The organism is Bacteroides sp. ET336 (assembly GCF_024733815.1).
GTDB lineage: Bacteria > Bacteroidota > Bacteroidia > Bacteroidales > Bacteroidaceae > Phocaeicola > Phocaeicola cellulolyticus.
Genome location: NZ_JANRHK010000001.1, coordinates 88,523 through 112,893, shown reverse-complemented (window position 1 = coordinate 112,893; position 24,371 = coordinate 88,523). Strand labels below are relative to the sequence as shown.

The 24,371-nt window shown below is 41.2% G+C and carries 24 protein-coding genes; 10 read left to right on the top strand and 14 right to left on the bottom strand.

The window, feature by feature from the left end; genetic code table 11:
- Window positions 1–76: 76 nt before the first annotated feature.
- The 8 genes from NW213_RS00555 to tsaB all read right to left on the bottom strand — a co-directional run bounded on the left by NW213_RS00555 (window position 77) and on the right by tsaB (window position 9,137).
- Complete coding sequence (locus NW213_RS00555; protein WP_258321506.1) at window positions 77–2,497, bottom strand: DPP IV N-terminal domain-containing protein; 2,421 nt, start codon at window positions 2,495–2,497, stop codon at window positions 77–79.
- 14 nt (window positions 2,498–2,511) lie between these two features.
- Window positions 2,512–3,852 carry an RIP metalloprotease RseP gene (rseP, locus tag NW213_RS00550; RefSeq protein WP_258321505.1) on the bottom strand — a complete coding sequence of 447 codons (1,341 nt, stop codon included), beginning with the start codon at window positions 3,850–3,852 and terminating at the stop codon, window positions 2,512–2,514.
- Window positions 3,853–3,885: 33 nt separating this feature from the next.
- A complete protein-coding gene (gene dxr / locus NW213_RS00545; protein WP_258321504.1) occupies window positions 3,886–5,043 on the bottom strand; it encodes a 1-deoxy-D-xylulose-5-phosphate reductoisomerase in 1,158 nt (385 codons plus the stop codon).
- A 4-nt stretch (window positions 5,044–5,047) separates the two neighbouring features.
- Window positions 5,048–5,905, bottom strand: a complete 858-nt coding sequence (locus NW213_RS00540; RefSeq protein ID WP_258321503.1) for a murein hydrolase activator EnvC — start codon at window positions 5,903–5,905, stop codon at window positions 5,048–5,050.
- Between the two features lie 15 nt (window positions 5,906–5,920).
- On the bottom strand, window positions 5,921–6,436 hold the full coding sequence (rimM, locus tag NW213_RS00535) for a ribosome maturation factor RimM (RefSeq protein ID WP_154044684.1): 516 nt from the start codon (window positions 6,434–6,436) through the stop codon (window positions 5,921–5,923).
- 9 nt (window positions 6,437–6,445) lie between these two features.
- Window positions 6,446–7,750 carry a UDP-N-acetylglucosamine 1-carboxyvinyltransferase gene (gene murA, locus NW213_RS00530; RefSeq protein WP_154044685.1) on the bottom strand — a complete coding sequence of 435 codons (1,305 nt, stop codon included), beginning with the start codon at window positions 7,748–7,750 and terminating at the stop codon, window positions 6,446–6,448.
- A gap of 64 nt (window positions 7,751–7,814) precedes the next feature.
- Window positions 7,815–8,426, bottom strand: a complete 612-nt coding sequence (locus tag NW213_RS00525; RefSeq protein WP_258321502.1) for a DUF4290 domain-containing protein — start codon at window positions 8,424–8,426, stop codon at window positions 7,815–7,817.
- A 21-nt stretch (window positions 8,427–8,447) separates the two neighbouring features.
- Entirely contained in the window at window positions 8,448–9,137 is a 690-nt protein-coding gene (gene tsaB, locus NW213_RS00520) for a tRNA (adenosine(37)-N6)-threonylcarbamoyltransferase complex dimerization subunit type 1 TsaB (protein WP_235340093.1), read from the bottom strand.
- A gap of 106 nt (window positions 9,138–9,243) precedes the next feature.
- Between tsaB and NW213_RS00515 the strand changes: the two genes are divergently transcribed.
- Genes NW213_RS00515 through nadD form a run of 4 tightly spaced genes read left to right on the top strand, consistent with a single transcriptional unit; the run spans window position 9,244 to window position 11,435 of the window.
- Entirely contained in the window at window positions 9,244–10,119 is an 876-nt protein-coding gene (locus NW213_RS00515) for a YicC/YloC family endoribonuclease (RefSeq protein WP_154044688.1), read from the top strand.
- Window positions 10,120–10,121: 2 nt separating this feature from the next.
- A complete protein-coding gene (gmk, locus tag NW213_RS00510) occupies window positions 10,122–10,685 on the top strand; it encodes a guanylate kinase (protein WP_258321501.1) in 564 nt (187 codons plus the stop codon).
- A gap of 34 nt (window positions 10,686–10,719) precedes the next feature.
- Entirely contained in the window at window positions 10,720–10,869 is a 150-nt protein-coding gene (locus NW213_RS00505) for a hypothetical protein (RefSeq protein WP_309148277.1), read from the top strand.
- On the top strand, window positions 10,851–11,435 hold the full coding sequence (gene nadD, locus NW213_RS00500) for a nicotinate (nicotinamide) nucleotide adenylyltransferase (protein WP_258321500.1): 585 nt from the start codon (window positions 10,851–10,853) through the stop codon (window positions 11,433–11,435). The genes NW213_RS00505 and nadD overlap by 19 nt, the downstream gene beginning before the upstream one ends.
- A 108-nt stretch (window positions 11,436–11,543) precedes the next feature.
- Here nadD and NW213_RS00495 read toward each other — a convergent pair whose 3' ends face one another.
- Window positions 11,544–12,329: an META domain-containing protein gene (locus NW213_RS00495; RefSeq protein ID WP_258321499.1), complete on the bottom strand. Its 786-nt coding sequence runs from the start codon at window positions 12,327–12,329 to the stop codon at window positions 11,544–11,546.
- 214 nt (window positions 12,330–12,543) lie between these two features.
- Here NW213_RS00495 and NW213_RS00490 point away from each other — a divergent pair, with 214 nt between their 5' ends.
- The 6 genes from NW213_RS00490 (at window position 12,544) to rfbB (ending at window position 18,166) form a co-directional block, all read left to right on the top strand.
- Complete coding sequence (locus tag NW213_RS00490; RefSeq protein ID WP_154044693.1) at window positions 12,544–13,737, top strand: saccharopine dehydrogenase family protein; 1,194 nt, start codon at window positions 12,544–12,546, stop codon at window positions 13,735–13,737.
- Window positions 13,738–13,822: 85 nt separating this feature from the next.
- Entirely contained in the window at window positions 13,823–14,272 is a 450-nt protein-coding gene (bcp, locus tag NW213_RS00485) for a thioredoxin-dependent thiol peroxidase (RefSeq protein ID WP_154044694.1), read from the top strand.
- Between the two features lie 25 nt (window positions 14,273–14,297).
- Entirely contained in the window at window positions 14,298–15,347 is a 1,050-nt protein-coding gene (recA, locus tag NW213_RS00480; RefSeq protein WP_154044695.1) for a recombinase RecA, read from the top strand.
- A 163-nt stretch (window positions 15,348–15,510) separates the two neighbouring features.
- Entirely contained in the window at window positions 15,511–16,455 is a 945-nt protein-coding gene (locus tag NW213_RS00475) for a hypothetical protein (RefSeq protein WP_258321498.1), read from the top strand.
- A gap of 13 nt (window positions 16,456–16,468) precedes the next feature.
- Window positions 16,469–16,960 carry a metallophosphoesterase gene (locus NW213_RS00470; RefSeq protein WP_204391725.1) on the top strand — a complete coding sequence of 164 codons (492 nt, stop codon included), beginning with the start codon at window positions 16,469–16,471 and terminating at the stop codon, window positions 16,958–16,960.
- Window positions 16,961–17,026: 66 nt separating this feature from the next.
- Window positions 17,027–18,166, top strand: coding sequence for a dTDP-glucose 4,6-dehydratase (gene rfbB, locus NW213_RS00465; RefSeq protein ID WP_235340099.1), 1,140 nt, complete (start codon window positions 17,027–17,029; stop codon window positions 18,164–18,166).
- 64 nt (window positions 18,167–18,230) lie between these two features.
- Here the strand turns inward: rfbB and NW213_RS00460 are convergent, their stop codons facing one another.
- The 5 genes from NW213_RS00460 to NW213_RS00440 form a co-directional block, all read right to left on the bottom strand.
- Window positions 18,231–19,745: an MBOAT family protein gene (locus NW213_RS00460; protein WP_258321497.1), complete on the bottom strand. Its 1,515-nt coding sequence runs from the start codon at window positions 19,743–19,745 to the stop codon at window positions 18,231–18,233.
- Window positions 19,723–20,706 carry a GDSL-type esterase/lipase family protein gene (locus NW213_RS00455; RefSeq protein WP_258321496.1) on the bottom strand — a complete coding sequence of 328 codons (984 nt, stop codon included), beginning with the start codon at window positions 20,704–20,706 and terminating at the stop codon, window positions 19,723–19,725. The genes NW213_RS00460 and NW213_RS00455 overlap by 23 nt, the downstream gene beginning before the upstream one ends.
- Entirely contained in the window at window positions 20,675–22,051 is a 1,377-nt protein-coding gene (locus NW213_RS00450; RefSeq protein WP_204391733.1) for an SGNH/GDSL hydrolase family protein, read from the bottom strand. The genes NW213_RS00455 and NW213_RS00450 overlap by 32 nt, the downstream gene beginning before the upstream one ends.
- Before the next feature lie 141 nt (window positions 22,052–22,192).
- Window positions 22,193–22,960 (bottom strand): acyl-ACP--UDP-N-acetylglucosamine O-acyltransferase, encoded by a 768-nt coding sequence (gene lpxA, locus NW213_RS00445; protein WP_258321495.1) that lies wholly within the window; start codon window positions 22,958–22,960, stop codon window positions 22,193–22,195.
- A 23-nt stretch (window positions 22,961–22,983) separates the two neighbouring features.
- Window positions 22,984–24,366, bottom strand: coding sequence for a TolC family protein (locus NW213_RS00440; RefSeq protein ID WP_258321494.1), 1,383 nt, complete (start codon window positions 24,364–24,366; stop codon window positions 22,984–22,986).
- Window positions 24,367–24,371: the final 5 nt, after the last annotated feature.

Sequence of the window (24,371 nt, the reverse complement as noted above, 5' to 3'; positions counted from 1 at the left end):
CTACATACAGTATAAAGACAAATCAGGCTGCCCTCATGGACAGCCTGATTTGTTTTTATACTGTAAGAAAGTTCTATCACCTCTTAGGAATATCTACCGATTTTTCACTTTGTCCCTTCAGATGCTCTGAAAAATAATCTACAAGCCTCCAGTAGAAATATTCATTCATATCTCCAAAAGCATGACGTTGTCCCGGAAGATATAGCATATCGAAACGCTTGCCTGCCCTGATAAGCGCATTTACCACGCGTGTAGTATTTGCCGGATGAACATTGTTGTCTATGTCACCGTGAACCAGCAAAAGATGACCTTTCAATTGCTTTACTATCTCAGGGTTAGTAGCTATCTTATATACGAATGTAGTATCACCTTTCTCAGAAACAGTTTCTTTCACTCCATGGTGTGTTTCACTCCACCAGCGGTTATAGATACGGTTATCATGGTTTCCTGCGCATGAGACTGCAGCCTTGTAGAAATCAGGATACTGACATATTGCGGCTGTTGACATAAAACCGCCACCGGAATGACCGTGAATACCTACCTTATTTATATCTATATATTTATATCGTGCAGCCAGCTGCTCAACCGCTGCCTTGTGGTCTGCCAAAGGATAATCGCGCATATTGCCGTAACCATAATTGTGATACCACTTCGAACGGCTTGGATGTCCTCCTCTCTGACCTACAGAAATGACGATAAATCCAGCCTGAGCCAAACGGTCGGTACGGATACTCATGCGTGTAAACGGATAATATACAGCCTCAACCTGAGGTCCCGGATATACATAGTCTATGATAGGATATACCTTTGTTGAATCAAAGTCATATGGTTTGTACATCACTCCATAAAGGTCTGTCACACCATCGGCAGCCTTAACCTTGAAAAGTTCAGGGAACTTATATCCCGCAGCCTTAAGGTTTGAGAAATCACTTTCCTGAATAGTCATCACCTTGTTTCCGTTTCTGTCAATCAGGTCTGCACACGGCACCGTGTTTACACGCGAGAAATTATCTACCGCAAACTGTGCATCGTCCGACAATGAAATCTGATGGAAGTAATCTCCTTTTGTCAGTCTTGTAAGCCCGCTTCCGTTTACATTTACTTTATACAGATGTTCGTAATAAGGGTTCTCATCCTTTTCCTTACCGTTTGCCAGGAAATATACGGTACGTGTAGCCTCATCTATCTTCAATACCTGCTCCACATGCCATGGTCCTTCGGTAATTCTGTTCTTCAGATTTCCCTTGTCGTCGTATAGATAAAGATGCGCCCAGCCGTCGCGTTCGCTCCACTGTATGAATTCCTTTCCTCCGTTCAATACATGTATAGGACGAGTTTCCTGATAAGTATTCATGCGTTCCTTCACTATTGGAACGATGGAATCCTCTCCTACTGTATATGTACACACATCAATACGGTGAAGATCTCTGCTATATCGTGTAACGAAGAAACGGTTATTGTCGCCCTGCCATACCGAAGGACGGAATTCCATGTCTCTCTGTTTCTTTTCCATTGGTTTTTCTTCAAGTCCCAACCACTGGTTCTTCCATGCCGACACTTTAATCTCCTTACGTGTGTTCGATGTCATATCGAATATATAGAGATGTTCTTCCGGTGCCTCCATTTCCCCCGGCATCTGATACTTGTATGTCTCAAGTGTAGGACGAGGCTCAGCTATGGAATTTATTACCCACAAAGGCTTTACAGCTCTGTCATCCGAAACTATAGTAACAAAATGCTTTGAATCGGGCGACCAGCAGCCCCATGCTCTACGGCGTTTGCCATTACATAAAGTGTCTGTATTCAGTATGCTGTAAGGAATACCATAGCCGAAATCAGGAATACCGTCTGTGGTAAGCTGAATTTCCACTATAGTGCTGTCCTTCTCATCCTTCTGAGCCTTACGGTAATCGGCAATGCTCATACGATACAGATTGCAGTCCTTGGCATACACCACAGACTGTCCGTCGGGTGAAACAGACGCCCAGTCAAGTTTCTTAGGTTCTTTTTCCTTATCTGCAAGGTGAGTCAGTTTCTTGGATGGAAAATCATAAGAGAAATAGAAAACCTTCTTTTCAGTTTTATTGTCCTTATCATTTTTTTCATCCTGCGATGACACTACTTCGAAAGTAAAAGTACGTCCGTCAGCTTCGGCCTTAAGATTCTTAACAGGAAGCTGTCTTGCCTCAAACGGGTCTTTCACTATTTCAGTGAGTTGTGCTGCCAGCTTATCACGGTCGAACAACAGTTCCTTCTTTTTTTGCGATGGGTTTACCACATACCAGAACTTACCTTCGGAAGTCTTATATTCATACCAAAAGCCGTTTCCATTCTGAAACCAATGAGGATCGACCATGGTAGAAAACAACATGTTTTTAAGCTTACTTTCGGTAAACTTTTCAGCCTGCAGATATTCCGGAAGTCTTTCCTGTGCCTTGCCCAATGTAGCAGAAAGCATCATACTTCCCAATATTGCAGAAAACAAAATTCTCTTCATATTTCGATATTTAATTATAACAAGAATCTAAGTACGTCATTGAAATTTGCCCAGATAAGCAATGCAAAAAGCAGGAACATACCAACCATCTGAGCATATTCCAGGAACTTGTCGCTAGGCTTGCGGCGGGCCACAATCTCATAGATAAGGAAGAGCACATGTCCACCGTCGAGTGCAGGAATAGGCAGAATGTTCATAAATGCCAATATAATAGACAGGAATGCTGTCATTGACCAGAAACGTTGCCAGTCCCAAACCTTAGGGAAGATGCTTCCGATAGTACCGAAACCACCCACACTCTTGGCTCCTTCCTTAGTGAATACATATTTAAGGTCGTTCACATACCCTTTCAATGTATTTACACCAAGAGTAACTCCTGCAGGGAATGACTCGAAGAAACCGAATGAACGCACCGTAGGAGTGTAGTTAAGCAGTCCTCCAAAGGCAGACACTTTGAACTGCTCGTCAGTAGTCACATTTACGGTATCTCTTACTCCCGCACGCGAATACACCAAAGAAAATTCAGCTGTAGTCTTTTCTGCAACTTCAGCCCTAAGTTTCAAATCGGCAATCTGGTTCTGGAAGTCATTCCATGAATTAAGAGTTTTTCCGTTGACAGCTATAAGCGAGTCGCCTTTCTGTATTCCGGCATTTGCAAATCCGCCACCTGCAAGCACTGAATCGACTACATTAGGATGGAATACATCAACAAACATAGGATCCTGCTGTGCCACATCAATAAGGCTCAATTCAGGCATGGCAATATTAACAGTTTCTCCATTACGCAATACAGTCACTTCCTTGGCTTCAACCATACTGCGTATCATATCCATACCGAAACGGTCAAGTTCTTTTCCATCGGCACTGATAAGTATATCACCATCGCGGAAACCTATTTCCTGAGCAGTTTCGTTAAACTTCAACCCATAGCTCATATCCTTGAGTGCGATATATTTGTCACCCCATGTGAACAGAATCATTGAATAGATGAACAAAGCCAGAATGAAGTTCATCATCACTCCTCCTATCATCACCAGCAATCTCTGCCATGCAGGTTTTGAACGGAACTCCCAAGGCTGTGCAGGCTGCTTCATCTGCTCGGTATCCATCGATTCGTCTATCATACCTGCAATTTTACAGTATCCGCCTAACGGCAACCATCCTACACCATATTCCGTATCCGAATTCTTAGGCTTGAATTTGAACAAAGAAAACCATGGATCGAAAAATATATAGAATTTCTCAACCCTTATTTTGAATAAACGCGCAAAAAAGAAGTGTCCTCCTTCATGTACTATGACCAGAATAGACAAGCTTAGCACCAATTGAAGGGCACGGATAAAAAATGTCTCCATTGATTTTTCTTACTTTTTTTAATAGGTTATTGACTAAAAGCCCGAATTTATGACAAACTCTGCAGCTATACGGCGTGCTATAGCATCAGTCTCTACATAATCCTGATATGTAGGGTTACTGATGAAAGTCACCTTATTCATTGTTTTTTCAATTACATCACTCATTCCCAGGAAAGAAATCTGGTCTTTCAGGAAAGCTGCAACTACGACCTCATTGGCTGCATTCAATATACAAGCCATATTACCTCCACGGTTCATAGCCTCGTATGCAAAAGCAAGGTTTCTGAAACGTTTTGTGTCAGGAGCTTCAAATGTAAGTGTATTGCATTTCATGAAATCAAGACGTTCGCCCGACAGACTCTCGCGTTTAGGATAAGAGAACGCGTATTGTATCGGCAGACGCATGTCTGGTACACCAAGCTGGGCCTTTACCGCACCGTCCTTATATTCCACCATAGAGTGTATGACCGACTGTGGATGAACCACCACCTCAATCTGTTCAGGCTTAACTCCAAAAAGCCATTTGGCCTCTATAACTTCAAATCCTTTATTCATCATAGAAGCAGAATCTATGGTAATCTTTGCTCCCATACTCCAGTTAGGGTGCTTCAAAGCCTGTTCCTTGGTTACTGTTGCCAGTTGTTCCATGCTGAATGTACGGAAAGGCCCTCCTGATGCCGTGAGAATAACCTTACTGATAGGATTATTCATTTCAAGACACTGGAATATTGCCGAGTGTTCAGAGTCAACCGGCAAAATAGGAGTTCTGTATTGTTGTGCCAGTTCAGTTATAAGCTCTCCTGCAACTACCAGTGTTTCCTTATTGGCAAGTGCAATTGTTTTTCCGGCCATTATGGCATTCATGGTCGGTTTCAGACCTGCATAACCCACCATTGCAGTGAGAACTATATTGACTGGTCCTGATTCCACTATCTCACACAATGCTTCTGCTCCAGCATAAACCTTTATAGGAAGGTCAGTCAAAGCATCTTTAAGTTGCTGATACTTATCTTCGTTTGCTATAACTACAGCCTCAGGCTGAAACTTTCTGGCCTGTTCAATAAGTTTTTCTACTTTATTATTAGCTGTCAGAGCATACACTTCATATAAATCAGGATGTTCCTCTATCACTTGTAAAGCCTGGGTACCAATAGACCCAGTAGAGCCCAAAATTGCTATCTGTTTCTTCATAATCTTAGAAAACTACATATTTTTCCGGATTGATTGGCGTACCACTGTGCCAAAGTTCAAAGTGAAGATAATGTCCGCTTGGCTTTTCCTTACTTTTTCCCACCAAAGCAATGACATCGCCACCTTTCACCTTATCTCCAGGTTGTTTCATCAATGAACCACAGTGTTTATATATACTGATAAAATTTTGCGAATGCTGGATTTGTATTACGTAACCATCGTCTATTGTATATGCAGCCATGATTACAGTTCCATCCAATACAGCCAGAACATTTGCATTAGGACCAGTTATCACATCTATCCCGTAATGTTTCTTTTCAGGATCGAAATTCATATCCATAACTCCGTTTACAGGCTTGAAAAACACCAGTCCTGCCACCGCATTCCCTGTATCTATGGCACGCAAATTATACCGTTCCTTCTGTTCATACTGCTGACGGAATTCCTCTTCTTCCTTAGTTCTTTCCATAAGCTGTTCAGCACGCAGATTGGTGAGCGAATCTATCGACTGAACCGTGTCTGCCTTTATTTTTCCACTGAAAATATCCTGTATATTCATTATATACATGTTCTGTTTTTCCAAAGCCTGTCTCAATGAATCAGCCCTTAAAGCATTGGCGACAACCATTTCGCGCACCTCACTGTTCATATAACCAGGCAAATAGTTTCTCAGTGGTGTAAATGCGATTATCAACGCAGCAATAATAAATATTACAGTGCAAGCAAATATAAGGACAGAAAGCCCATTCAGTTTGGAGACATGTATTCCTACCACCTCTTCCAACGTATTTTCGTTGATGATAGTCAGTTTATATTTAAACTTAATATTATGCCAAAACGCCTTACGTCCTTTCTTTCTCATGCTCATCAGTTTTTATTATTCCAACAATCCTTCAGGAATATCCACTTTCACACACTTCTTCTTATGGTCAATATCAAGTATGAATTCTTCGTGTGCAGGCAACAGGATCTCGCTTCCGTCTTCCTTTTCAATAACGAACAGTACATTTATAGTAGCGTCATCCACATCAACTATCCTGCCAAGTATTCCATGATTTACATCATTCACTTCGAAGCCCACAAAATAGTTCCACGATGTTACTTCGTCCTGTTCCTCCACATATTTCATAGGGAAAAACACTTCCACATTGGTAAACATTCTGGCCTTTTCTGCCGTATCCACATCCTCAAATTTCACCAAAGCAGAATTATCCGAACGGAAACGATATTCCTCTATAAAAAACGGTACAAGAATCCCGTCCATAAGCAAAATAAGATAATCACAATCCACACGGTCGAATATATCATCAGTGAAAGTAAAGGAAACCTCTCCTTTCACCCCATGAGGTTTGTTTATCACTCCTATTTTATATACTTCTTCTTTTCTAATCATCTGTATTAATTAAATTCTTGTGATACGAGCCCCCAGTGCAGTCAGACGTTGTTCTATATTCTGATATCCACGGTCTATCTGTTCTATATTGTGAATCCGGCTTGTGCCTTCTGCTCCCATGGCAGCAATAAGCAACGCAATTCCGGCACGTATATCCGGCGAAGTCATATTTCCACCTCTCAGACTGAAATTATGGTCATGACCGATAACTACTGCTCTATGCGGATCGCACAATATTATCTGTGCTCCCATGTCTATGAGTTTGTCAACAAAGAACAGCCTGCTTTCAAACATCTTCTGATGTATAAGCACACTACCCTTAGCCTGTGTAGCCACTACCAGCATAACACTAAGCAAGTCAGGAGTAAGTCCAGGCCATGGTGAATCGGCTATAGTCATAATAGATCCGTCTATGAACGACTCTATTTCATAATGTTCCTGCTGGGGCACCAATATGTCATCACCTTTCTGCTCGAGTCTGATACCCAATCTGCGGAAGCTGTCAGGGATTATACCAAGGTTCTCATACGAAACATTCTTAATGGTAATTTCACTTCTGGTCATAGCTGCCATAGCTATGAAACTACCAACCTCAATCATATCAGGCAATACAGTATGAGTGCAACCTTTCAATTCCTTTACACCTTCTATAGTAAGCAGATTTGATGCTATTCCGGAAATCTTTGCTCCCATACGGTTCAGCATCTTGCATAATTGCTGAAGATAAGGTTCACAAGCTGCATTATATATAGTCGTCACTCCCTCGGCAAGTACAGCAGCCATAACAATATTGGCTGTACCCGTCACAGAAGCCTCGTCAAGCAACATGTATGTTCCTTTCAAATTATCTGCAGAAAGCGTATATACCCCACGTTCCGCATCATATTCGAATGAAGCTCCCAGTTTCTGAATACCGATAAAATGTGTATCCAGTCGGCGTCTGCCTATCTTGTCTCCCCCCGGCTTTGAAATCATAGCCTTACCGAAACGCGACAACAGTGGTCCGACAAGCATAACAGAACCTCTCAGTTTGGAACATCTGAGCAAAAACTCCTCACTTTCCAGATATGACAGATTTACGTTATCAGCCTTGAACGAATAAGTGTCAGCATTCAGTTTTGAAACCTTCACCCCCATGTCGCTGATAAGTTGAATCAGATTGTTCACATCCAGTATATTAGGGATATTATGAACCGTAACTTCTTCCGAAGTGAGCAATGTGGCACATAATATCTGCAGAACTTCATTCTTTGCTCCCTGAGGTGTTATCTCTCCATGAAGTTTGTGTCCGCCTTCTATTACAAATGAGCTCATATTCTTAATTATTAAGTCAGTCTGTCATTAGTCATTCCACACGATGACATATGATAACCGACAATTACTTATCATTATTGTTTTTACGCTTCTGCTGATTGTTGTTTGTCTGACGACGGCGTTGCGTAAACACACGATGTTCAAACATTTTCACATCATCTACAGTAATTTTTATTCTACCGTCGGACAACTCACACAGGTCGTCAACAATTCTCTGATTATCGACACCATCCTTATTCCAGTTCTGATAGTCCTTCTTCATCTGGTTGGCAATAAGATTGATGAGCTGTCTTTTCTCTTCACCATCCTCATATCCTGCAGCAACATTAATCATATCCTGCACAAAACGGCCATAATGCTTATAACGCAATTTTGACTGAGGATACGGAACCCTGTCAGGCTTCACATGCAGGCTTTCCTTCTTTACAATCTCCACCGGATAATCAATATCAAGCTTAAAATCAGACATAATAGCCAGATGATCCCAAAGTTTCTGATTCAGGTCTGCATTGTCTTTATATTGCGGAAACATTCCGCGCATAATCTTGATTATAGTGTTTGCACATATCTGCCTTTGCTCACGGTCTTCTATCGTAAGCGCATGGTCAACCATGTTCTGCACACTTCGTCCATATTCAGGAAGCGGAAGACGGCGTTGCTGTGTATTGTATTCCATATATTCGTAATAATGTTTATATCAAAGTAGTTTTTTAGGCGTAGAAGCTACAAATTCTTTCAGATAGAAAGGTTCAAAATAAGCTACATCCTTATAATCTTCACAGGCGATAGCCTTTTCTGCCAAAGGGAACATCCATTTTGCCAGCGGATGAATGTCATCAATGAAATGAGCATTAGGATGAGTAATCTTTTCACGACATTTCGCCGCACCGTTACCAAAGAAATAAATCGGATGTTCGTCAAGGAATTCCTTATAAGAATTCTCATCTATTATGTCGGCACTGATTTCACGACAAGCCTTCAAAGAACGGTCGTATATTGCGGCATACACCTCCATACGGCGAGCATCAATCATAGGACACAACAAAGCATCGTCAGGCAAATCATGATTGAGAAGCACAGGAACACACATCACTTCCAGCGTAGGAATACCTATCAGATGAATATTTCTGCCATAGCAAATACCTTTTGCCATAGAAACTCCTATTCTAAGTCCGGTATATGAACCAGGCCCGCAACTCACTGCCACTGCATCGAGCGGAATAGCATGATTATCAACAAACGACAAAGCCTCATCAACATACACACCAAGCACTGTGGCATGAGATGGTCCGTTAAAATCTTCCTTTGTAAAAATAGAAGCTCCGTCCTGACTTACAGATACGGAACATACTTCTGTAGAAGTCTCAATATGTAAAATACACGACATAGTTTACTTTTAATATATTATTGTCTGCAAATATACACTTTTTATCCCACTCTCTTTCTATAAATTCCTCACTTTTCCTTACTTTTGCAAAAAAATAGAATTTGTTATGATACAATCAATGACCGGTTACGGTAAATCAACAGTTACTTACAACGATAAAAAAATTATCGTAGAAATAAAATCACTAAACAGCAAGGCACTTGACGTATCAGCCAGAATAGCCCCATTGTACAGAGAAAAAGAAATGGAAATCAGAAACATGATTTCCAAAAGTCTTGAACGCGGAAAAGTTGACTTCAGCCTGTGGATAGAAAAGGAAGCTTCGGACGCAGCAACTCCTATCAACGCCGCACTGCTCCAGAATTACTACTCACAAATAAAGAATATATCAGAAACATGTAATATTCCATTACCTTCCGACTGGTTTGCCACCCTGCTCCGCATGCCCGACGTACTGACAAAGGTTGACATGCAGGTGCTGGAAGACGAGGAATGGGAAGTGGCCAAAGGTGCTGTGGAAGAAGCCATCAATGCCCTGGTAAACTTCCGCAAACAGGAAGGAGCGGCTCTTGAAAAGAAATTCAACGAAAAGATTGACAACATCGAACGTCTGCTCGCATCCATCGAACCATTCGAAAAAGAAAGAGTGGCACGCATAAGAGAAAAAATCACCGATGCACTGGAGAAGACAATAAGCGTTGACTATGACAAGAACCGTCTGGAACAGGAACTGATATACTATATCGAAAAGCTTGACATCAACGAAGAGAAACAACGTCTCGCCAACCACCTGAAATACTTCCGCGAAACAATGGCAGGCGGACACGGTCAGGGCAAGAAGCTTGGATTCATAGCTCAGGAAATGGGACGTGAAATCAACACTACAGGCAGCAAGTCAAACCATGCAGAAATGCAAAACATAGTAGTCCAGATGAAAGACGAGCTGGAACAAATCAAGGAACAGGTATTAAACGTAATGTAATCATGGGAAAACTTATAATCTTTTCAGCCCCATCAGGTTCAGGCAAATCAACAATAATAAACTATCTGCTGAAACAGAACCTTAATCTGGCATTTTCAATCTCGGCAACAAGCCGCCCGCCACGCGGTACAGAACAGAACGGAGTGGAATATTTCTTCCTTACTCCTGATGAGTTCAGACAGAAAATAGCAGACGGAGAGTTTCTTGAATACGAAGAAGTATATACCGACCGCTTCTACGGAACACTGAAATCGCAAGTCGAGAAACAGCTTTCGGAAGGTCAGAACGTAATATTCGATGTTGATGTAGTAGGCGGATGCAACATAAAGAAATTCTATGGCGAACGTGCCCTCTCCGTATTCATCCAGCCACCATCAGTGGAAGAACTGCGCAAACGACTTAACGGACGCGGCACAGACTCTCCAGAAGTGATAGAAAGCCGTATAGCAAAAGCCGAGTTCGAGCTAAGCTATGCCGACAAGTTCGATGTAGTGATAGTGAACGACGTGCTGGAAAAAGCACAGGCCGAAGTACTTGAAACCATCAGTAATTTCCTGAAAAAATAATATGGCCAGAAATCCTAAAAAGATAATGCAACTGATGGCGATTTTAACAATCGTCATCGGTTTTGCAGCTATTGCCGTAGGCATAGTGGCAATCGCCAAGGAAGAATATATAATAGCTACAGCCATGATACTGGTTGCGGCATGGCAAGTTGTCAACTACAGATTATGGAAGAGAAGAAGTTAAGAACAGGCATTTTCGGAGGCTCGTTTAATCCAATCCACATAGGACATCTGGCATTGGCCAACTACTTGTGCGAGAATGATTACATTGACGAATTATGGTTTCTCGTTTCCCCACAAAACCCGTTCAAGCAAAACGAAAAGCTTCTTGACGACAAGACCCGTCTGAGGATGGTGCACGCTGCTGTAAGTGGATACGGACGTTTCCGCGTCTCCGATTTTGAGTTCAGTCTTCCCAAACCTTCATATACCATAAATACCCTTAACAAACTGTCCGAAACATACCCTGACAGGGATTTCTACCTGATAATCGGAGCCGACAACTGGGCGGCTTTCGACCGTTGGAAATCGCCGGAAGAAATCATATCAAAGCATCATGTATTGGTCTATCCACGACTCGGATATGATATTCCAGAAACGTTGCCACAAAACGTAAGAGCCGTTGACAGTCCACTGATAGAAGTAAGCTCTACCTTTATCCGCCAGAGTATATCACAGGGTAAAGACGTGAGGTATTTTCTGCATCCTACGGTATATGAAATTATAAATAATGAAGGACTATATAAATAAAGAAAGAAAACGTGCGCACGTTCGAAACAAAATGGACGCCCATTCGAGACAAAATGGACGCACGTTTTACCAGAAACGTGCGTTCATTTTTTTTAAACGTATCAAGACTTATTCTGACACTGTTCCGTCTTCGCTCTTAACCAGCAGAAGAACCTCATTATCAGCAACATCCATAAGCGACAAAGTTCCGTCTTCATTAACAACGAATGAAGCTACTTTATTCATGGCAGAAAGGACCTTACGCTCTGTTTCCATACCCGGACCTGCCATCATGGTGCTTATCATCTGACCGAATTTAAGAGAAGAAGGATTGCCCTCTTCCTGAGAGAATGAACCGTTGATGATGTTGCATCCGCCGTTTCCGTGGACAGCGTTCTCTGCCACATTGAATGAGATGAAAGGAGTCTTGTCAGCAACCTCTACAGCCGCACCTTCCACCTTTGTTATATTCCATTTGCCATTGATGTCATTTACTGATACGGCAGGAGCTTCTTTCTTTTCGAGCGACATCAATACATTGCCGTCCTTGTCAGTAAGCTCTACTCCGGCAGACGAAGCCTGATATCCGGCAACCTCGTTCAATGCCTCAAGAACTTTCTGTTCTGTTTCCATGTCAGGACACATCATACGTGTTGCACCTACTCCAGTAAATCCTATTTTGCCCGGATTGACAGAGTCAACCTCTACTCCACCCATTATTCTGTTACATCCGGCATTTCCGTATATACGTCCTTCTGCAAGATCAAAACCTATGTAAGGATTGCCTGCTACCTGTTCACCCTTTACTGATACAACATTCCACTCGCCCGAAATATCTACTGATTTGCCTGTTGTTCCACAAGATGACAAAACAACCGCAGCAAAGGCTGCTGCACTGATTAACATTTTCTTCATACCTTTTTCCTGTTTTTTTATATTTCAAATACTATAACAAAAACAATTATCCATTGTTCACACAAAAGTAACAAACAATGTTATTGTTTTTTCTATTCTGATATAAAAATAATGATATTTGAACAATACTGCATGCAATTTTGAAAAAAGTCTTATCTTTGCATATTGAACGGTAACGTTTACCGGGAATTAAAATTTCACATTAATATATTAAATGAGTAAAGTATTGATTATCGGTGCAGGCGGTGTAGGTACCGTTGTTGCACACAAGGTGGCTCAGCATCCTGAAGTTTTCACAGAAGTGATGATTGCTAGCCGCACCCAGTCAAAATGTGACGCGATTGTAAAGGCAATCGGCAACCCAAACATCAAAACCGCTAAGGTAGATGCAGACAATGTGGCCGAACTGGTGGCTTTATTCAACAGTTTTAAACCCGAAATCGTTATTAACGTAGCTCTTCCTTATCAGGATTTGACTATCATGGAAGCTTGCTTGCAGGCAGGAGTGAACTATCTTGATACAGCCAACTATGAGCCAAAAGACGAAGCTCATTTCGAATACAGCTGGCAGTGGGCTTACAAGAAACGTTTCGAAGATGCAGGTCTGACTGCCATCCTCGGATGCGGATTCGACCCGGGAGTGAGCGGTGTATATACTGCATATGCAGCTAAACACCACTTCGACGAAATGCATTACCTCGACATCGTTGACTGTAATGCAGGAAATCATCACAAAGCATTTGCAACAAACTTCAACCCTGAAATAAATATCCGCGAAATCACTCAGAACGGACGTTACTGGGAAGACGGAAAATGGGTAACTACAAAACCTCTGGAATTCCACAAGGATTTGACTTATCCAAACATCGGTCCGCGCGATTCATATCTGCTTTATCACGAAGAACTCGAATCGCTCGTAAAGAACTTCCCTACCATCAAGCGTGCACGCTTCTGGATGACATTCGGACAGGAATACCTCACTCACCTGAGAGTGATACAGAACATCGGTATGGCAAGCATAGAGCCTATAAACTACAACGGAATGGAAATCGTTCCATTGCAGTTCCTGAAAGCCGTATTGCCTAACCCACAGGATCTTGGCGAAAACTACGAAGGTGAAACTTCTATCGGTTGCCGTATCCGCGGTGTGAAAGACGGAAAGGAACGTACATACTACGTTTACAACAACTGTTCTCACCAGGCTGCTTACAAGGAAACAGGTATGCAGGGAGTAAGCTACACTACAGGTGTTCCGGCAATGATAGGTGCCATGATGTTCCTGAAAGGATTATGGAAACGTCCGGGAGTATGGAACGTGGAAGAATTCGATCCGGATCCATTCATGGAAGCATTGAACATGTACGGATTGCCATGGCATGAAGTGTTCGACGGAGATTTGGAACTTTAATATACTAACATAAAAGTCCGCTTCGGAATATGTATCCTCAGTATGACTTATTCCGGAGCGGGCTTTAATTATCTTTATATATACCATGAATGTAGGAGACAAGGCGCCCGACTTTTTGGGACTGAACGAAAAAGGCGAAGAAATACGCCTGAGCAATTACAAAGGAAAGAAAGTAGTACTTTACTTCTATCCTAAAGACATGACCAGCGGATGTACTGCACAGGCATGCAATCTGCGCGACAACTACGAGGCTCTGCAAAATGCAGGATACGAAATTATAGGTGCAAGCATACAGGATGCCAAATCGCACCAGAAATTCATTGAAAAGAACAGTCTGCCATTCACCATCATTGCCGATACGGAACAGAAACTGGTTCAGGAATTCGGTGTTTGGGGTGAAAAAAGCATGTACGGAAGAAAATATATGGGAACTTTCCGTACTACCTTCATCATCAACGAAGAAGGGGTGATAGAAAGAATCATTTCTCCTAAAGAGGTGAAGACAAAAGACCACGCAGCACAGATTTTAAAATAATAACAACATATAAACTCAATCATATATGGCAAAGAAAGACGAACTGGAATTTGAAGGTGGCATAGACAGCCCTTCAAAGCCTAATAACTCGGAAAAACTGAAGGCACTGCAGGCTGCCATGGACAAGATAGAAAAGAACTTCGGAAAAGGTTCAATCATGAAAATGGGTGATGACCATGTGGAAGAAGTTGAAGTAATCCCTAGCGGTTCAATAGGACTTAATGCCGCACTTGGTGTAGGCGGTTATCCTAAAGGACGTATCATAGAAATCTACGGTCCTGAATCATCAGGTAAAACCACTCTGGCAATACATGCCATTGCAGAAGCACAGAAGGCAGGCGGTATAGCAGCTTTCATCGATGCTGAGCATGCTTTCGACCGTTTCTATGCTGCAAAACTTGGAGTTGACATCGACAATCTGCTTATCTCACAGCCGGACAACGGTGAACAGGCTCTCGAAATTGCAGACCAGCTGATCCGTTCATCAGCTATCGACATCATCGTTATCGACTCTGTAGCTGCACTTACTCCTAAAGCTGAAATAGAAGGCGACATGGGCGACAACCGCGTAGGTCTTCAGGCACGACTGATGTCGCAGGCACTGAGAAAGCTTACATCAACCATCAACAAGACAAACACGACCTGTATCTTCATCAACCAGTTGCGCGAGAAAATCGGTGTAATGTTCGGTAACCCTGAAACTACTACAGGCGGTAACGCTCTGAAATTCTATGCGTCAGTAAGACTTGACATACGCCGTACTACACAACTGAAGGACGGAGAAGACGTTATCGGTAACCAGGTAAGAGTGAAAGTTGTTAAGAACAAAGTAGCACCTCCTTTCCGCAAAGCCGAATTCGACATTATGTTTGGCGAAGGTATTTCCAGAAGCGGAGAAATAATAGACCTGGGAGCTGAACTAGGAATAATCAAGAAAAGCGGATCATGGTATAGCTACAATGATACAAAACTGGGACAGGGAAGAGACGCAGCCAAAGTTTGCATACAAGACAATCCTGAACTGGCAGAAGAACTTGAAAAACTGATTTTCGAAGCTCTTAAAGACAAAGAATAAGGATATATCATAATAAAAAAGCCATTCACTAACCAAGGTTCTTTTTACGGACACGATATAAAAAAACGTAAAAGATAAAGCTTGATATATGTGAATGGCTTTTTTTTATTTAAATTTACGCTGTTGTAAATCAAAATAAATATAATCATAAAAAATCTCGATTATGAAAATATCGCATTTAGTATTATCGGCAATATTACTTTGTATCTCAACTGTAGCACTGGCACAGAAAAAAATATCCTATCGTTTCGCCACAAAGGCTGAAGCACAAATGCTTATCACAGACATAGATAACTTCACCAATAAATTGAACAGCCTGGATATAAATTTACGTCTGGGAAAAGAAGACGGAAGAAAATCAGAACTGCTCAGACTTGCAATGAACGAGACATTGAACTGGAGCGACGAAGACAAGAAAAAGATTACAGCAGCGTTCAAATCGCTTCAAGCGAAGATAGACAAACAAAAACTGAAAATAAAATATCCTCATGAGATTGTACTTGTCAAGACATCAATGAAAGAAGAGATGAACGTAACGGCATATACCAGAAAGAACTGGATTGCCCTGGGAGAGGATTTTATCAATAAGGCAACAAAAGACAATCTGGAATATCTTCTTGCTCATGAAATGTTTCATCTTTTAACTAGAAGCGACAAGAATTTCAAAAAATCTGTTTATTCTGTAATAGGATTCGAAGTAACTGACAGAGAACTGTTTTTCCCTATAGACATAGTGGAAAGGAAAATCTCAAATCCGGACATCGAACAGTACGACAGCTATGCCGAATTCACTATTGACGGAACAAAACAGAAATGCTCGATGATTATATATTCAGACAAGGCATACACTACCGGAGGACTTGGCGACTATCTGAACGTAGGTCTTATACCGCTGGATGAAAATCTTATACCATTGCGCACAGACGGGAAGACCATCATATACGGTATTGACAAGGCTGAAGATTTTTATGACAAAGTGGGAAGAAACACTAAATACACAATAAATCCGGAAGAAATTCTGGCAGACAATTTCGCTTATCTGCTCATTCAGAAAAAAGATTTGCCTAACCCGGAAATAATCAAAAACATAGCAGCCATACTGAAATAATTCATACTGTGGGATGAAAAGAATCGGATTATTGTCTGACACGCACGGATATTGGGACGAGAGGTATCTGAAATATTTTGAGGAATGTGACGAGATATGGCATGCAGGAGACATAGGCTCAAAAGAAGTCATGGACAGGCTTGCCGGATTCAGGCCGTTCAGAGGTGTATATGGCAATATTGACGGACAGGATATCCGCAAAATACTACCTGAAACAAACAGATTTACCGTAGAGGGTGCCGATGTCATTATGAAACATATAGGAGGATACCCAGGAAAATATGACAACAGCATAAAAAAGGTATTGCAAGAGTCCTCTCCCAACCTATTCATAAGCGGTCATTCGCATATTCTGAAGGTGAAATATGACAATGAACTAGGCTTCCTGCACATCAATCCGGGAGCTGCCGGCAAATATGGTTTTCACACCGTACGTACGCTTGTGAGGTTCAATATCAATAATTGTAACTTCTCAGACCTAGAGGTAATTGAGCTAAAAGATTAATTGCAAAAATATTTGTCAGTTAAAGAAATCTTTCCCAAATTTGCACTCGAATTATAAACACTTTTTATGAAAACGTATTTAGTCACAGGAGCAGCAGGTTTCATAGGTTCTAATTACATCAAATACATTCTGAAAAAACACGATGATATTAAAGTCGTAATATTGGATGCTTTGACGTATGCCGGAAATCTGGCTACAATAGACAGCGATATTGACAATGAACGCTGCTTTTTTGTAAGAGGTAATATATGCGACAGCGAACTTGTAGAACGTCTGTTTGCTGACTATAAATTCGACTGTATTGTGAATTTTGCAGCAGAAAGTCACGTTGACCGCAGCATAGAAGACCCTCAGTTGTTTCTACAGACCAACATATTAGGCACACAAAACCTCATGGATGCAGCCCGCAGAGCCTGGGTTACTGGTAAAGATGAAACAGGCTATCCTACATGGAGAAAGGACGTGAGATTCCATCAAGTTTCTACCGATGAAGTTTATGGCTCGTTAGGTTCGGAAGGATATTTCACTGAAACCACTCCATTATGTCCACATAGCCCTTACAGTGCATCAAAGGCAAGTGCGGACATGATTGTCATGGCATATCACGACACATACAAGATGCCGGTTACAATTACCAGATGTTCAAACAACTATGGGCCGTATCACTTCCCTGAAAAACTTATTCCGCTCATCATAAAGAATATACTTGAAGGAAAAAGACTGCCTGTATATGGCGACGGATCGAATGTGAGAGACTGGCTGTATGTGGAAGACCACTGCAAGGCCATTGACCTGGTGGTAAACAAAGGCAGATGCGGAGAAGTTTACAACGTAGGCGGACATAACGAAAAGAAGAATATAGATATAGTAAAGCTTACAATAAGCACTATCCACGACATGATGTCGGAAAAACCTGAATTGAGAAAAATACTAAAGAAAAAGGAACTCAATGAAAATGGTGAAATATCTATAGACTGGATTAACGATTCGCTGATTTCTTACGTTAAGGACAGATTGGGACACGACAAACGTTATGCTATTGATCCAACCAAGATTTCTGAAGAACTGGGATGGACGCCGGAAACGAAATTCGAAGACGGCATAGTAAAAACCATAGAATGGTATCTGAACAATCAGGAATGGGTGAAAAACGTAACAAGCGGAGATTATCAGAACTATTACGAAAACATGTATAAAAACAAATAAATGTTTTCATGAAAACATAAAGCGGTGCAAGGTTCATAATGAATTTTGCACCGCTGTTTTTATATCAGAACTGGAAATATATAAATGGTTGTATATCGCTGCTCTTTATCTGTATTACTATAAATATGACTATTATAATCAGGAGTGCCTGCATTATCAAAGGCATCTTGGTTACAGTATTTGAACATGCATTCTGCCACCTGTCCGGGCACCAGTGCAGAGCAAATCCTAGAACCATAAGCAAGAATACCTTCCAATAGCCGGATACAAGCTGTTCGAACAATTCAGGATGGAAAGACGAGAATATCTGTTTTATCATTGTCACAGAGCCATCGAAAGTGGTATTCCGGAAAAATATCCAGCAGAAACATACAAAATGGAAGGTTATGATTACAGCAAAGAACTTCTTTATTCCCCTGCTTTGATAATTTTTCTCTCTTCCCAATATACTGCGTATAAATTTATGTACTGCCAAAGCCACACCATGAAGACCTCCCCAAACAACGAAATTCCATGATGCGCCATGCCATAATCCTCCAAGGAGCATTGTCAATATGAGATTTATATATGTACGTATTTTCCCTTTACGGTTACCTCCCAATGAAATATAAAGATAGTCCCTAAGCCATGTGGACAGTGATATATGCCATCTGTGCCAAAACTCTGTAACGCTATCCGATTTGTAGGGCGAATTAAAGTTCATAGGAAAACGGAAACCGAGCAGTAATGCCAAACCTATTGCCATGTCACTATACCCGGAAAAATCGCAATAAATCTGCAATGCGTAACCGTATATACCGAAGAGGTTTTCAATACCGGAATACAAGCCGGGATTTTCGAATATACGTTCCACAAAATTTACGCTTATATAGTCGGATATTACAGCTTTCTTGAATAAACCGCTAACTATAAAAAACACTCCCTGACCAAACATCTCACTGCTCACGAAAAGCGGCTGACGTATCTGTGGAATAAAATCACGTGCACGAACAATCGGACCTGCCACCAGTTGTGGGAAGAAAGATACATAGAATATGTAATCAAGCAAGCTACGTAGAGGTTTCAGGTCGCCACGATACACATCGATGGTGTAACTTAACGACTGAAAAGTAAAAAATGAAATTCCTACAGGCAAGAATATGTCCAAAGGCTCAAAATTTCCTCCGAATAACGGAGCAAACATTTCATAAAAGAAATTGGTGTATTTGAAATAGCACAAAAGCCCAAGATTGACACATAAGCTTATAATTACCAATAGTCTGCGCTTAGCCTTTTCTGCGGTATTTTCCATTATTCTGGCAAGAATAAAGTCGGTAACAGTCACAATACCCAGCAAAAAGAAATAAAAGCCGCTGCTCTTGTAATAGAAATAGTATGAAAAGGCCGAAACAAACAGTAGCCTGGCTGTGGTATGGTTACGAAGCAACACATATACTAAACTGAACGCCAAGAACAGAAAGACAAACAAGCCACTGCTGAATATCAACGGCTGCTGCGGATTGTATGTCAATACATCCAATATTTTATGGTAATCAATTCCGAAATTCTCCAAAATATCAATAAACTTTTGTAGCCACATAATCATTGTATGCTTTAATAAATGCTTCGTGTAATAATAATCCCTGAAGCGCGTATCCTTCGCGCGTGAAATGTATTTTGTCTCTTTGGTACATGCCTGCTGCGGTCCAGTTCTTGCAAGCAAACTTTTCACCTCCAACCACGTCGTAAAGGTCCCAGACAGCAATTTTATTTTCGGTAGCAAAATCTTTTTCTGTCCTGACCACTAACGGGGTACGTACATTTATAATCCTGTTTCTCCTTCCAGATTTTACATATGCTCCCGGCGGTGTGGTTATAAGAAATCCTGCATTTATACAACCTTTCTTCAGTTCATTTATCAGATTCATCATCTGAATACGATGCTGATCTGACCTGTAACTCCTGCCATGCGCCTCGTTGGTTCCGAATGACATTATTATCAAATCCGGATTTAATGACGTGATTTCATTTATTCTTTCCGGTTTGTTGAAAGATTCACAAGTGGCTCCGTTCACTCCCAATATATGATATACGATTCCAGACCTGCCTGTCTCGGATGCTATGCCTGTGGTATGATAGGAAACATTATAATCAAGTACTGCATCTGCTCCAAAATCCTCTTCCAGCAATTTTCTCATCTTATAAGGGAATATATGCCCCCTAACATGCGAATCGCCTATATGAACAATACGTACAGGGCGTTCCATCGTTGACAATTTTTCCCAAAATACGTCAAGCGTCCTTTCAGGATCAATTATCACATTCTCCATTGTATCTTTGAAGGATGCAGGCATGGGACTTTCAACAGAAATAAATCTCATAAGATGTTCCATGGCAGTACTTGAATATACAGGACCGGAATTGTGATCCCTCTTTGCCTTTTCAGGCACAACATCTTGAGCATACATTTCTGAGAATGTCTGCAGAAAGACCGACAGCACAATAATGATGCATCTGTATCCAACTGCTTTACTGCATCTCGTATGATTTCCTTTTCTCATATTGCTCCTTTCCATACATTATTGCATCAAACAGTAATCCTGCAATGTATTTTCCTCCACGGAAATTTATATGTGTATAATCATAGTTTGCCATAGCCGGATTAGAATTTACCATCTTCGACATACTACCTTCCCCACCCATTGCATTATAAAGGTTCCAGAATGCAACATTTGTTTCTGCCGCTAGCATTTGCTGGCTTCTTATAAGCCCCTTAACAGCGGGCATGGTTCTGAGATTTCCGTTTTCATCTTTAGTTTCTCTGTCACCTATACCTACTATAAGGATGGAGGCATCTGGGAATGCTTTCTTGAAATGCTGAATAACGGACTTCATTCCATCCTTATAATATCCGTAATCCAAACCTCCTTCGAAAGCTACATTCAGACCATACTGAAAAACAATCAGATCATATTTACGCAGTTTGTTGTACTTCTTCAGGAGAGATGAAGGTATTCCCAACAATTGCTGTCCGCTACTACCGCGAGTACTGAAATTATCAAGTATTATACCGTTGTTACTGTCCATTGTTACAGCATAGAACAATGCATCCTGAGACGATTTCTCAATATTCCACTTCACTTTCTTTATATTACCATTCACGGTAAGACACTGCAATGTGCTATCTCCTTTCACACGGAATTTCTGCTCGCTGCTACCGTTTATTTCTGCCGAAATATACAATGAATCGTCCGTTAGGTAGAAGATAGACGAGGAAGTACAACCGTCAAGACAAGAAGCATATTTTGAAGTGGCTTCCAAACTGGTGTATGCTCCTTCTGTTGCATTAAAATAACTGTTTGCAATACCCTGCCTGTTGCGGATAAAACCAATTGAATCTGTTACATTGTGCGAAGCCCATCCTGAGAAACTATGTCTTACAGTCGGTCGGAAACCAGGGAATTTGGACGTTATACTTACGTAGCCTACCCCTTTTCCTCCAAACTCTGTCTGCAAAAGACTTCGTAAATCTGCCGTAAGAATATCTCCCTCGATAAATGAATCGCCAAAATATGCAATCCTTACAGGAGACTGCCTGTTTTCAATATCCGACAACGCTTCGTAAAAGTGAGACATGCCATACTCTGTAGAATCAGAATAGTCTTCTATACACTCTATTCCTGCCTTGCAAGAGTCAACAAACGGTGGTTTTACAACCGGCTCTGAAAAAAGAGAATCAAGATTTAAAGTATCGGCAACATGTACGTCGCAACGTATATCTGACAATAAATCAACTTTTCTAAATGTTTTACCGCATAAATTTATATCGGGTAAATAATGCAGAGACATCAACCCCAGCATCACGAACAAAGCTATTAGAAATGTATAGTGCAGTCTATTCTTCATGAAAATACAAAAACGTTATTTTGTAGGACAAAATATATACTATTAAAAACGCTGCAAATATACATCTTTATTTTATATCCATATACAAAAAAATGCCGGTACATACATTATAGCAGTACCGGCAAATACCCAATATTTAAATTAATGAATAATACCAAGCTTTGATGATGATACAAAGTCTATTATCATATCAATATACTCGCTACCAGGAACTTGTTCCTTTATTCTGATCAAGGCATCGTGCTGTGATGTGTTTGCCTTATAAAGAATTCTGTAAGCCTGAGCAATGTGCTTGATCTGTGTTTCAGGAAATCCTTCATGCTCCAACACATGAGTATTGATGCTATAGAATGATATTGGCTCATGAGCCGCAACTATAAATGGAGGTATATCTTTTGTAAAACGACAACCGCCCTGAACTATAGAATAACTGCCCAGACGGGTATTTCCCTGCATCAGGACATTCGAAGTAAGTATTGCACGGTCGAAAATCTTACAGTTACCAGATACTTGCGAACCGTTTCCTATAATACATTCGTTGCCAATCTCTACATCATGCGAAATACGTACTCCCTGCATGATGAAATTACCGTCACCCACTACTGTATCATGAGTAGAATGGGTACCCCGTGTAATGACAGCATTTTCACGAATCACATTATTATCACCTATTCTTACCAATGTTTCTTCACCAGTATAACAAAAATCCTGAGGTACGGCAGCTATCACCGCTCCCTGATACACAGTGTTACCATTGCCCATACGAGTACCACTCATAAGACTTACATATGGCATTATCACATTGTTATCGCCTATCTCGACATTTTTGTCGATATAGGCAAACGGATGCACTGTTACATTGTTGCCCAACTTTGCAGAAGGATCAACATAAGCTAAAGGACTAATCATGTGTTTATTGTTTTTAAGGTTAATTATTCACGTCCGCCACCAAGTGCGCTATACAGATTTATAACAGCCTGAATACGCTGGAAATTATCAGAAACTTCTGTCAATTCCGCACTCAACAGGTTCTGCTGTGCTGTAAGAATTTCAAGATATGTAGCCTCAGCACTCTGGAACAAAGCTTTTGTATAAGTCACGGCTTTTTCAAGTTGCTCTACTCTACCACGATCTTCTATCAGCTTCTTGTCAACTGTCTCATACAGACACAAGGCATTGCTGACTTCCTGACCTGCTTCAAGAATAGTCTGCTGATAGTTCATGCGGGCTATCTCCTCTTCCGCTTTAGAAACTTTCAGGTTTGCCACCAGTTTGCCGTGATTGAATATAGGCTGTGTCAAAGAAGCCAAAGCCTGGAACATAAACTGTCCCGGATTGGAAACAGTTACTCCGGAGCCATTAGTCCATCCTGCATTACCACCAATAGTTATGCTAGGATAGAAGGCCGAACGAGCCTGATTTGTCGTATAATATGCACTTGCAAGTGTCATTTCTGCAATCTTCACATCAGGACGGTTTTCCAACAGCTGCAATGGTACTCCGGCTGTCAATTCTTCAGGCATAACCTGATCGGCAAGTTTGCCTCTTTCTATTGCCTGCGGAGCTTTTGCAAGAAGTACAGCCAATGAATTTTCAGTCTCACGAACCTGACGTTTCAAGTCAAGCAATGAAGCCTCAACCTGATGACTGGCAGCACGCATCTGTGTGACTGCTGCCTCATTTACATATCCGGCCAATTTCATAGCTTCCATTGCTCGTACATTCTCTTTGTAGATAGCAGCCGTTTCTGTAGTGATTTCCACCTGACGGTCAAGCATCAACAATGTATAATATACGTTTGCAATGCCACAAATAATCTGAGAACGAACAGCCTGCTGGGCGTACTGACTCTGCAAATATACAGCCTGCTGTCCACGTTTAGCATTAAGTATCTTACCGAAAAGGTCTATTTCCCAGCTTGCAGCTACAGGCAACTGGTAAGCCTTTACCATATCTCCACCTCCAATGGTAGTCATTGTACCCTGAGGAGCAAGATTAATTGAAGGCAGGTAAGACAAACGTGCAGAAGTAAGCATTACTTTAGCTTCCTTCACACGAAGCACAGCTGCCTGCATATCAACATTGTTTTGAAGTCCTTCTTCAATCAATGCCTGAAGTTTTGCATCCTTAAACACTTCCTTCCAAGGTAAGTTACCCATATTTGTAGTGTCTGATACCAATGTATCATTAGCCGCAACAGGATCTCTATAAATACCGGAAGCATCAATAGTGTCAGGACGGTCGTAAGCTTTATAAATGTGGCAACTGCTCAAAGCAGCAGCTGCACACATTGTCAATATGATTTGTTTCTTCATTATAG

What these genes read in the sequence shown, in the direction of transcription:
- NW213_RS00555 (WP_258321506.1), bottom strand. Translation starts at nt 2,497, where the DNA reads ATGAAGAGAATTTTGTTTTCTGCAATATTGGGAAGTATGATGCTTTCT.
- rseP (WP_258321505.1), bottom strand. Translation starts at nt 3,852, where the DNA reads ATGGAGACATTTTTTATCCGTGCCCTTCAATTGGTGCTAAGCTTGTCT.
- dxr (WP_258321504.1), bottom strand. Translation starts at nt 5,043, where the DNA reads ATGAAGAAACAGATAGCAATTTTGGGCTCTACTGGGTCTATTGGTACC.
- NW213_RS00540 (WP_258321503.1), bottom strand. Translation starts at nt 5,905, where the DNA reads ATGAGAAAGAAAGGACGTAAGGCGTTTTGGCATAATATTAAGTTTAAA.
- rimM (WP_154044684.1), bottom strand. Translation starts at nt 6,436, where the DNA reads ATGATTAGAAAAGAAGAAGTATATAAAATAGGAGTGATAAACAAACCT.
- murA (WP_154044685.1), bottom strand. Translation starts at nt 7,750, where the DNA reads ATGAGCTCATTTGTAATAGAAGGCGGACACAAACTTCATGGAGAGATA.
- NW213_RS00525 (WP_258321502.1), bottom strand. Translation starts at nt 8,426, where the DNA reads ATGGAATACAATACACAGCAACGCCGTCTTCCGCTTCCTGAATATGGA.
- tsaB (WP_235340093.1), bottom strand. Translation starts at nt 9,137, where the DNA reads ATGTCGTGTATTTTACATATTGAGACTTCTACAGAAGTATGTTCCGTA.
- NW213_RS00515 (WP_154044688.1), top strand. Translation starts at nt 9,244, where the DNA reads ATGATACAATCAATGACCGGTTACGGTAAATCAACAGTTACTTACAAC.
- gmk (WP_258321501.1), top strand. Translation starts at nt 10,122, where the DNA reads ATGGGAAAACTTATAATCTTTTCAGCCCCATCAGGTTCAGGCAAATCA.
- NW213_RS00505 (WP_309148277.1), top strand. Translation starts at nt 10,720, where the DNA reads ATGGCGATTTTAACAATCGTCATCGGTTTTGCAGCTATTGCCGTAGGC.
- nadD (WP_258321500.1), top strand. Translation starts at nt 10,851, where the DNA reads ATGGAAGAGAAGAAGTTAAGAACAGGCATTTTCGGAGGCTCGTTTAAT.
- NW213_RS00495 (WP_258321499.1), bottom strand. Translation starts at nt 12,329, where the DNA reads ATGAAGAAAATGTTAATCAGTGCAGCAGCCTTTGCTGCGGTTGTTTTG.
- NW213_RS00490 (WP_154044693.1), top strand. Translation starts at nt 12,544, where the DNA reads ATGAGTAAAGTATTGATTATCGGTGCAGGCGGTGTAGGTACCGTTGTT.
- bcp (WP_154044694.1), top strand. Translation starts at nt 13,823, where the DNA reads ATGAATGTAGGAGACAAGGCGCCCGACTTTTTGGGACTGAACGAAAAA.
- recA (WP_154044695.1), top strand. Translation starts at nt 14,298, where the DNA reads ATGGCAAAGAAAGACGAACTGGAATTTGAAGGTGGCATAGACAGCCCT.
- NW213_RS00475 (WP_258321498.1), top strand. Translation starts at nt 15,511, where the DNA reads ATGAAAATATCGCATTTAGTATTATCGGCAATATTACTTTGTATCTCA.
- NW213_RS00470 (WP_204391725.1), top strand. Translation starts at nt 16,469, where the DNA reads ATGAAAAGAATCGGATTATTGTCTGACACGCACGGATATTGGGACGAG.
- rfbB (WP_235340099.1), top strand. Translation starts at nt 17,027, where the DNA reads ATGAAAACGTATTTAGTCACAGGAGCAGCAGGTTTCATAGGTTCTAAT.
- NW213_RS00460 (WP_258321497.1), bottom strand. Translation starts at nt 19,745, where the DNA reads ATGTGGCTACAAAAGTTTATTGATATTTTGGAGAATTTCGGAATTGAT.
- NW213_RS00455 (WP_258321496.1), bottom strand. Translation starts at nt 20,706, where the DNA reads ATGAGAAAAGGAAATCATACGAGATGCAGTAAAGCAGTTGGATACAGA.
- NW213_RS00450 (WP_204391733.1), bottom strand. Translation starts at nt 22,051, where the DNA reads ATGAAGAATAGACTGCACTATACATTTCTAATAGCTTTGTTCGTGATG.
- lpxA (WP_258321495.1), bottom strand. Translation starts at nt 22,960, where the DNA reads ATGATTAGTCCTTTAGCTTATGTTGATCCTTCTGCAAAGTTGGGCAAC.
- NW213_RS00440 (WP_258321494.1), bottom strand. Translation starts at nt 24,366, where the DNA reads ATGAAGAAACAAATCATATTGACAATGTGTGCAGCTGCTGCTTTGAGC.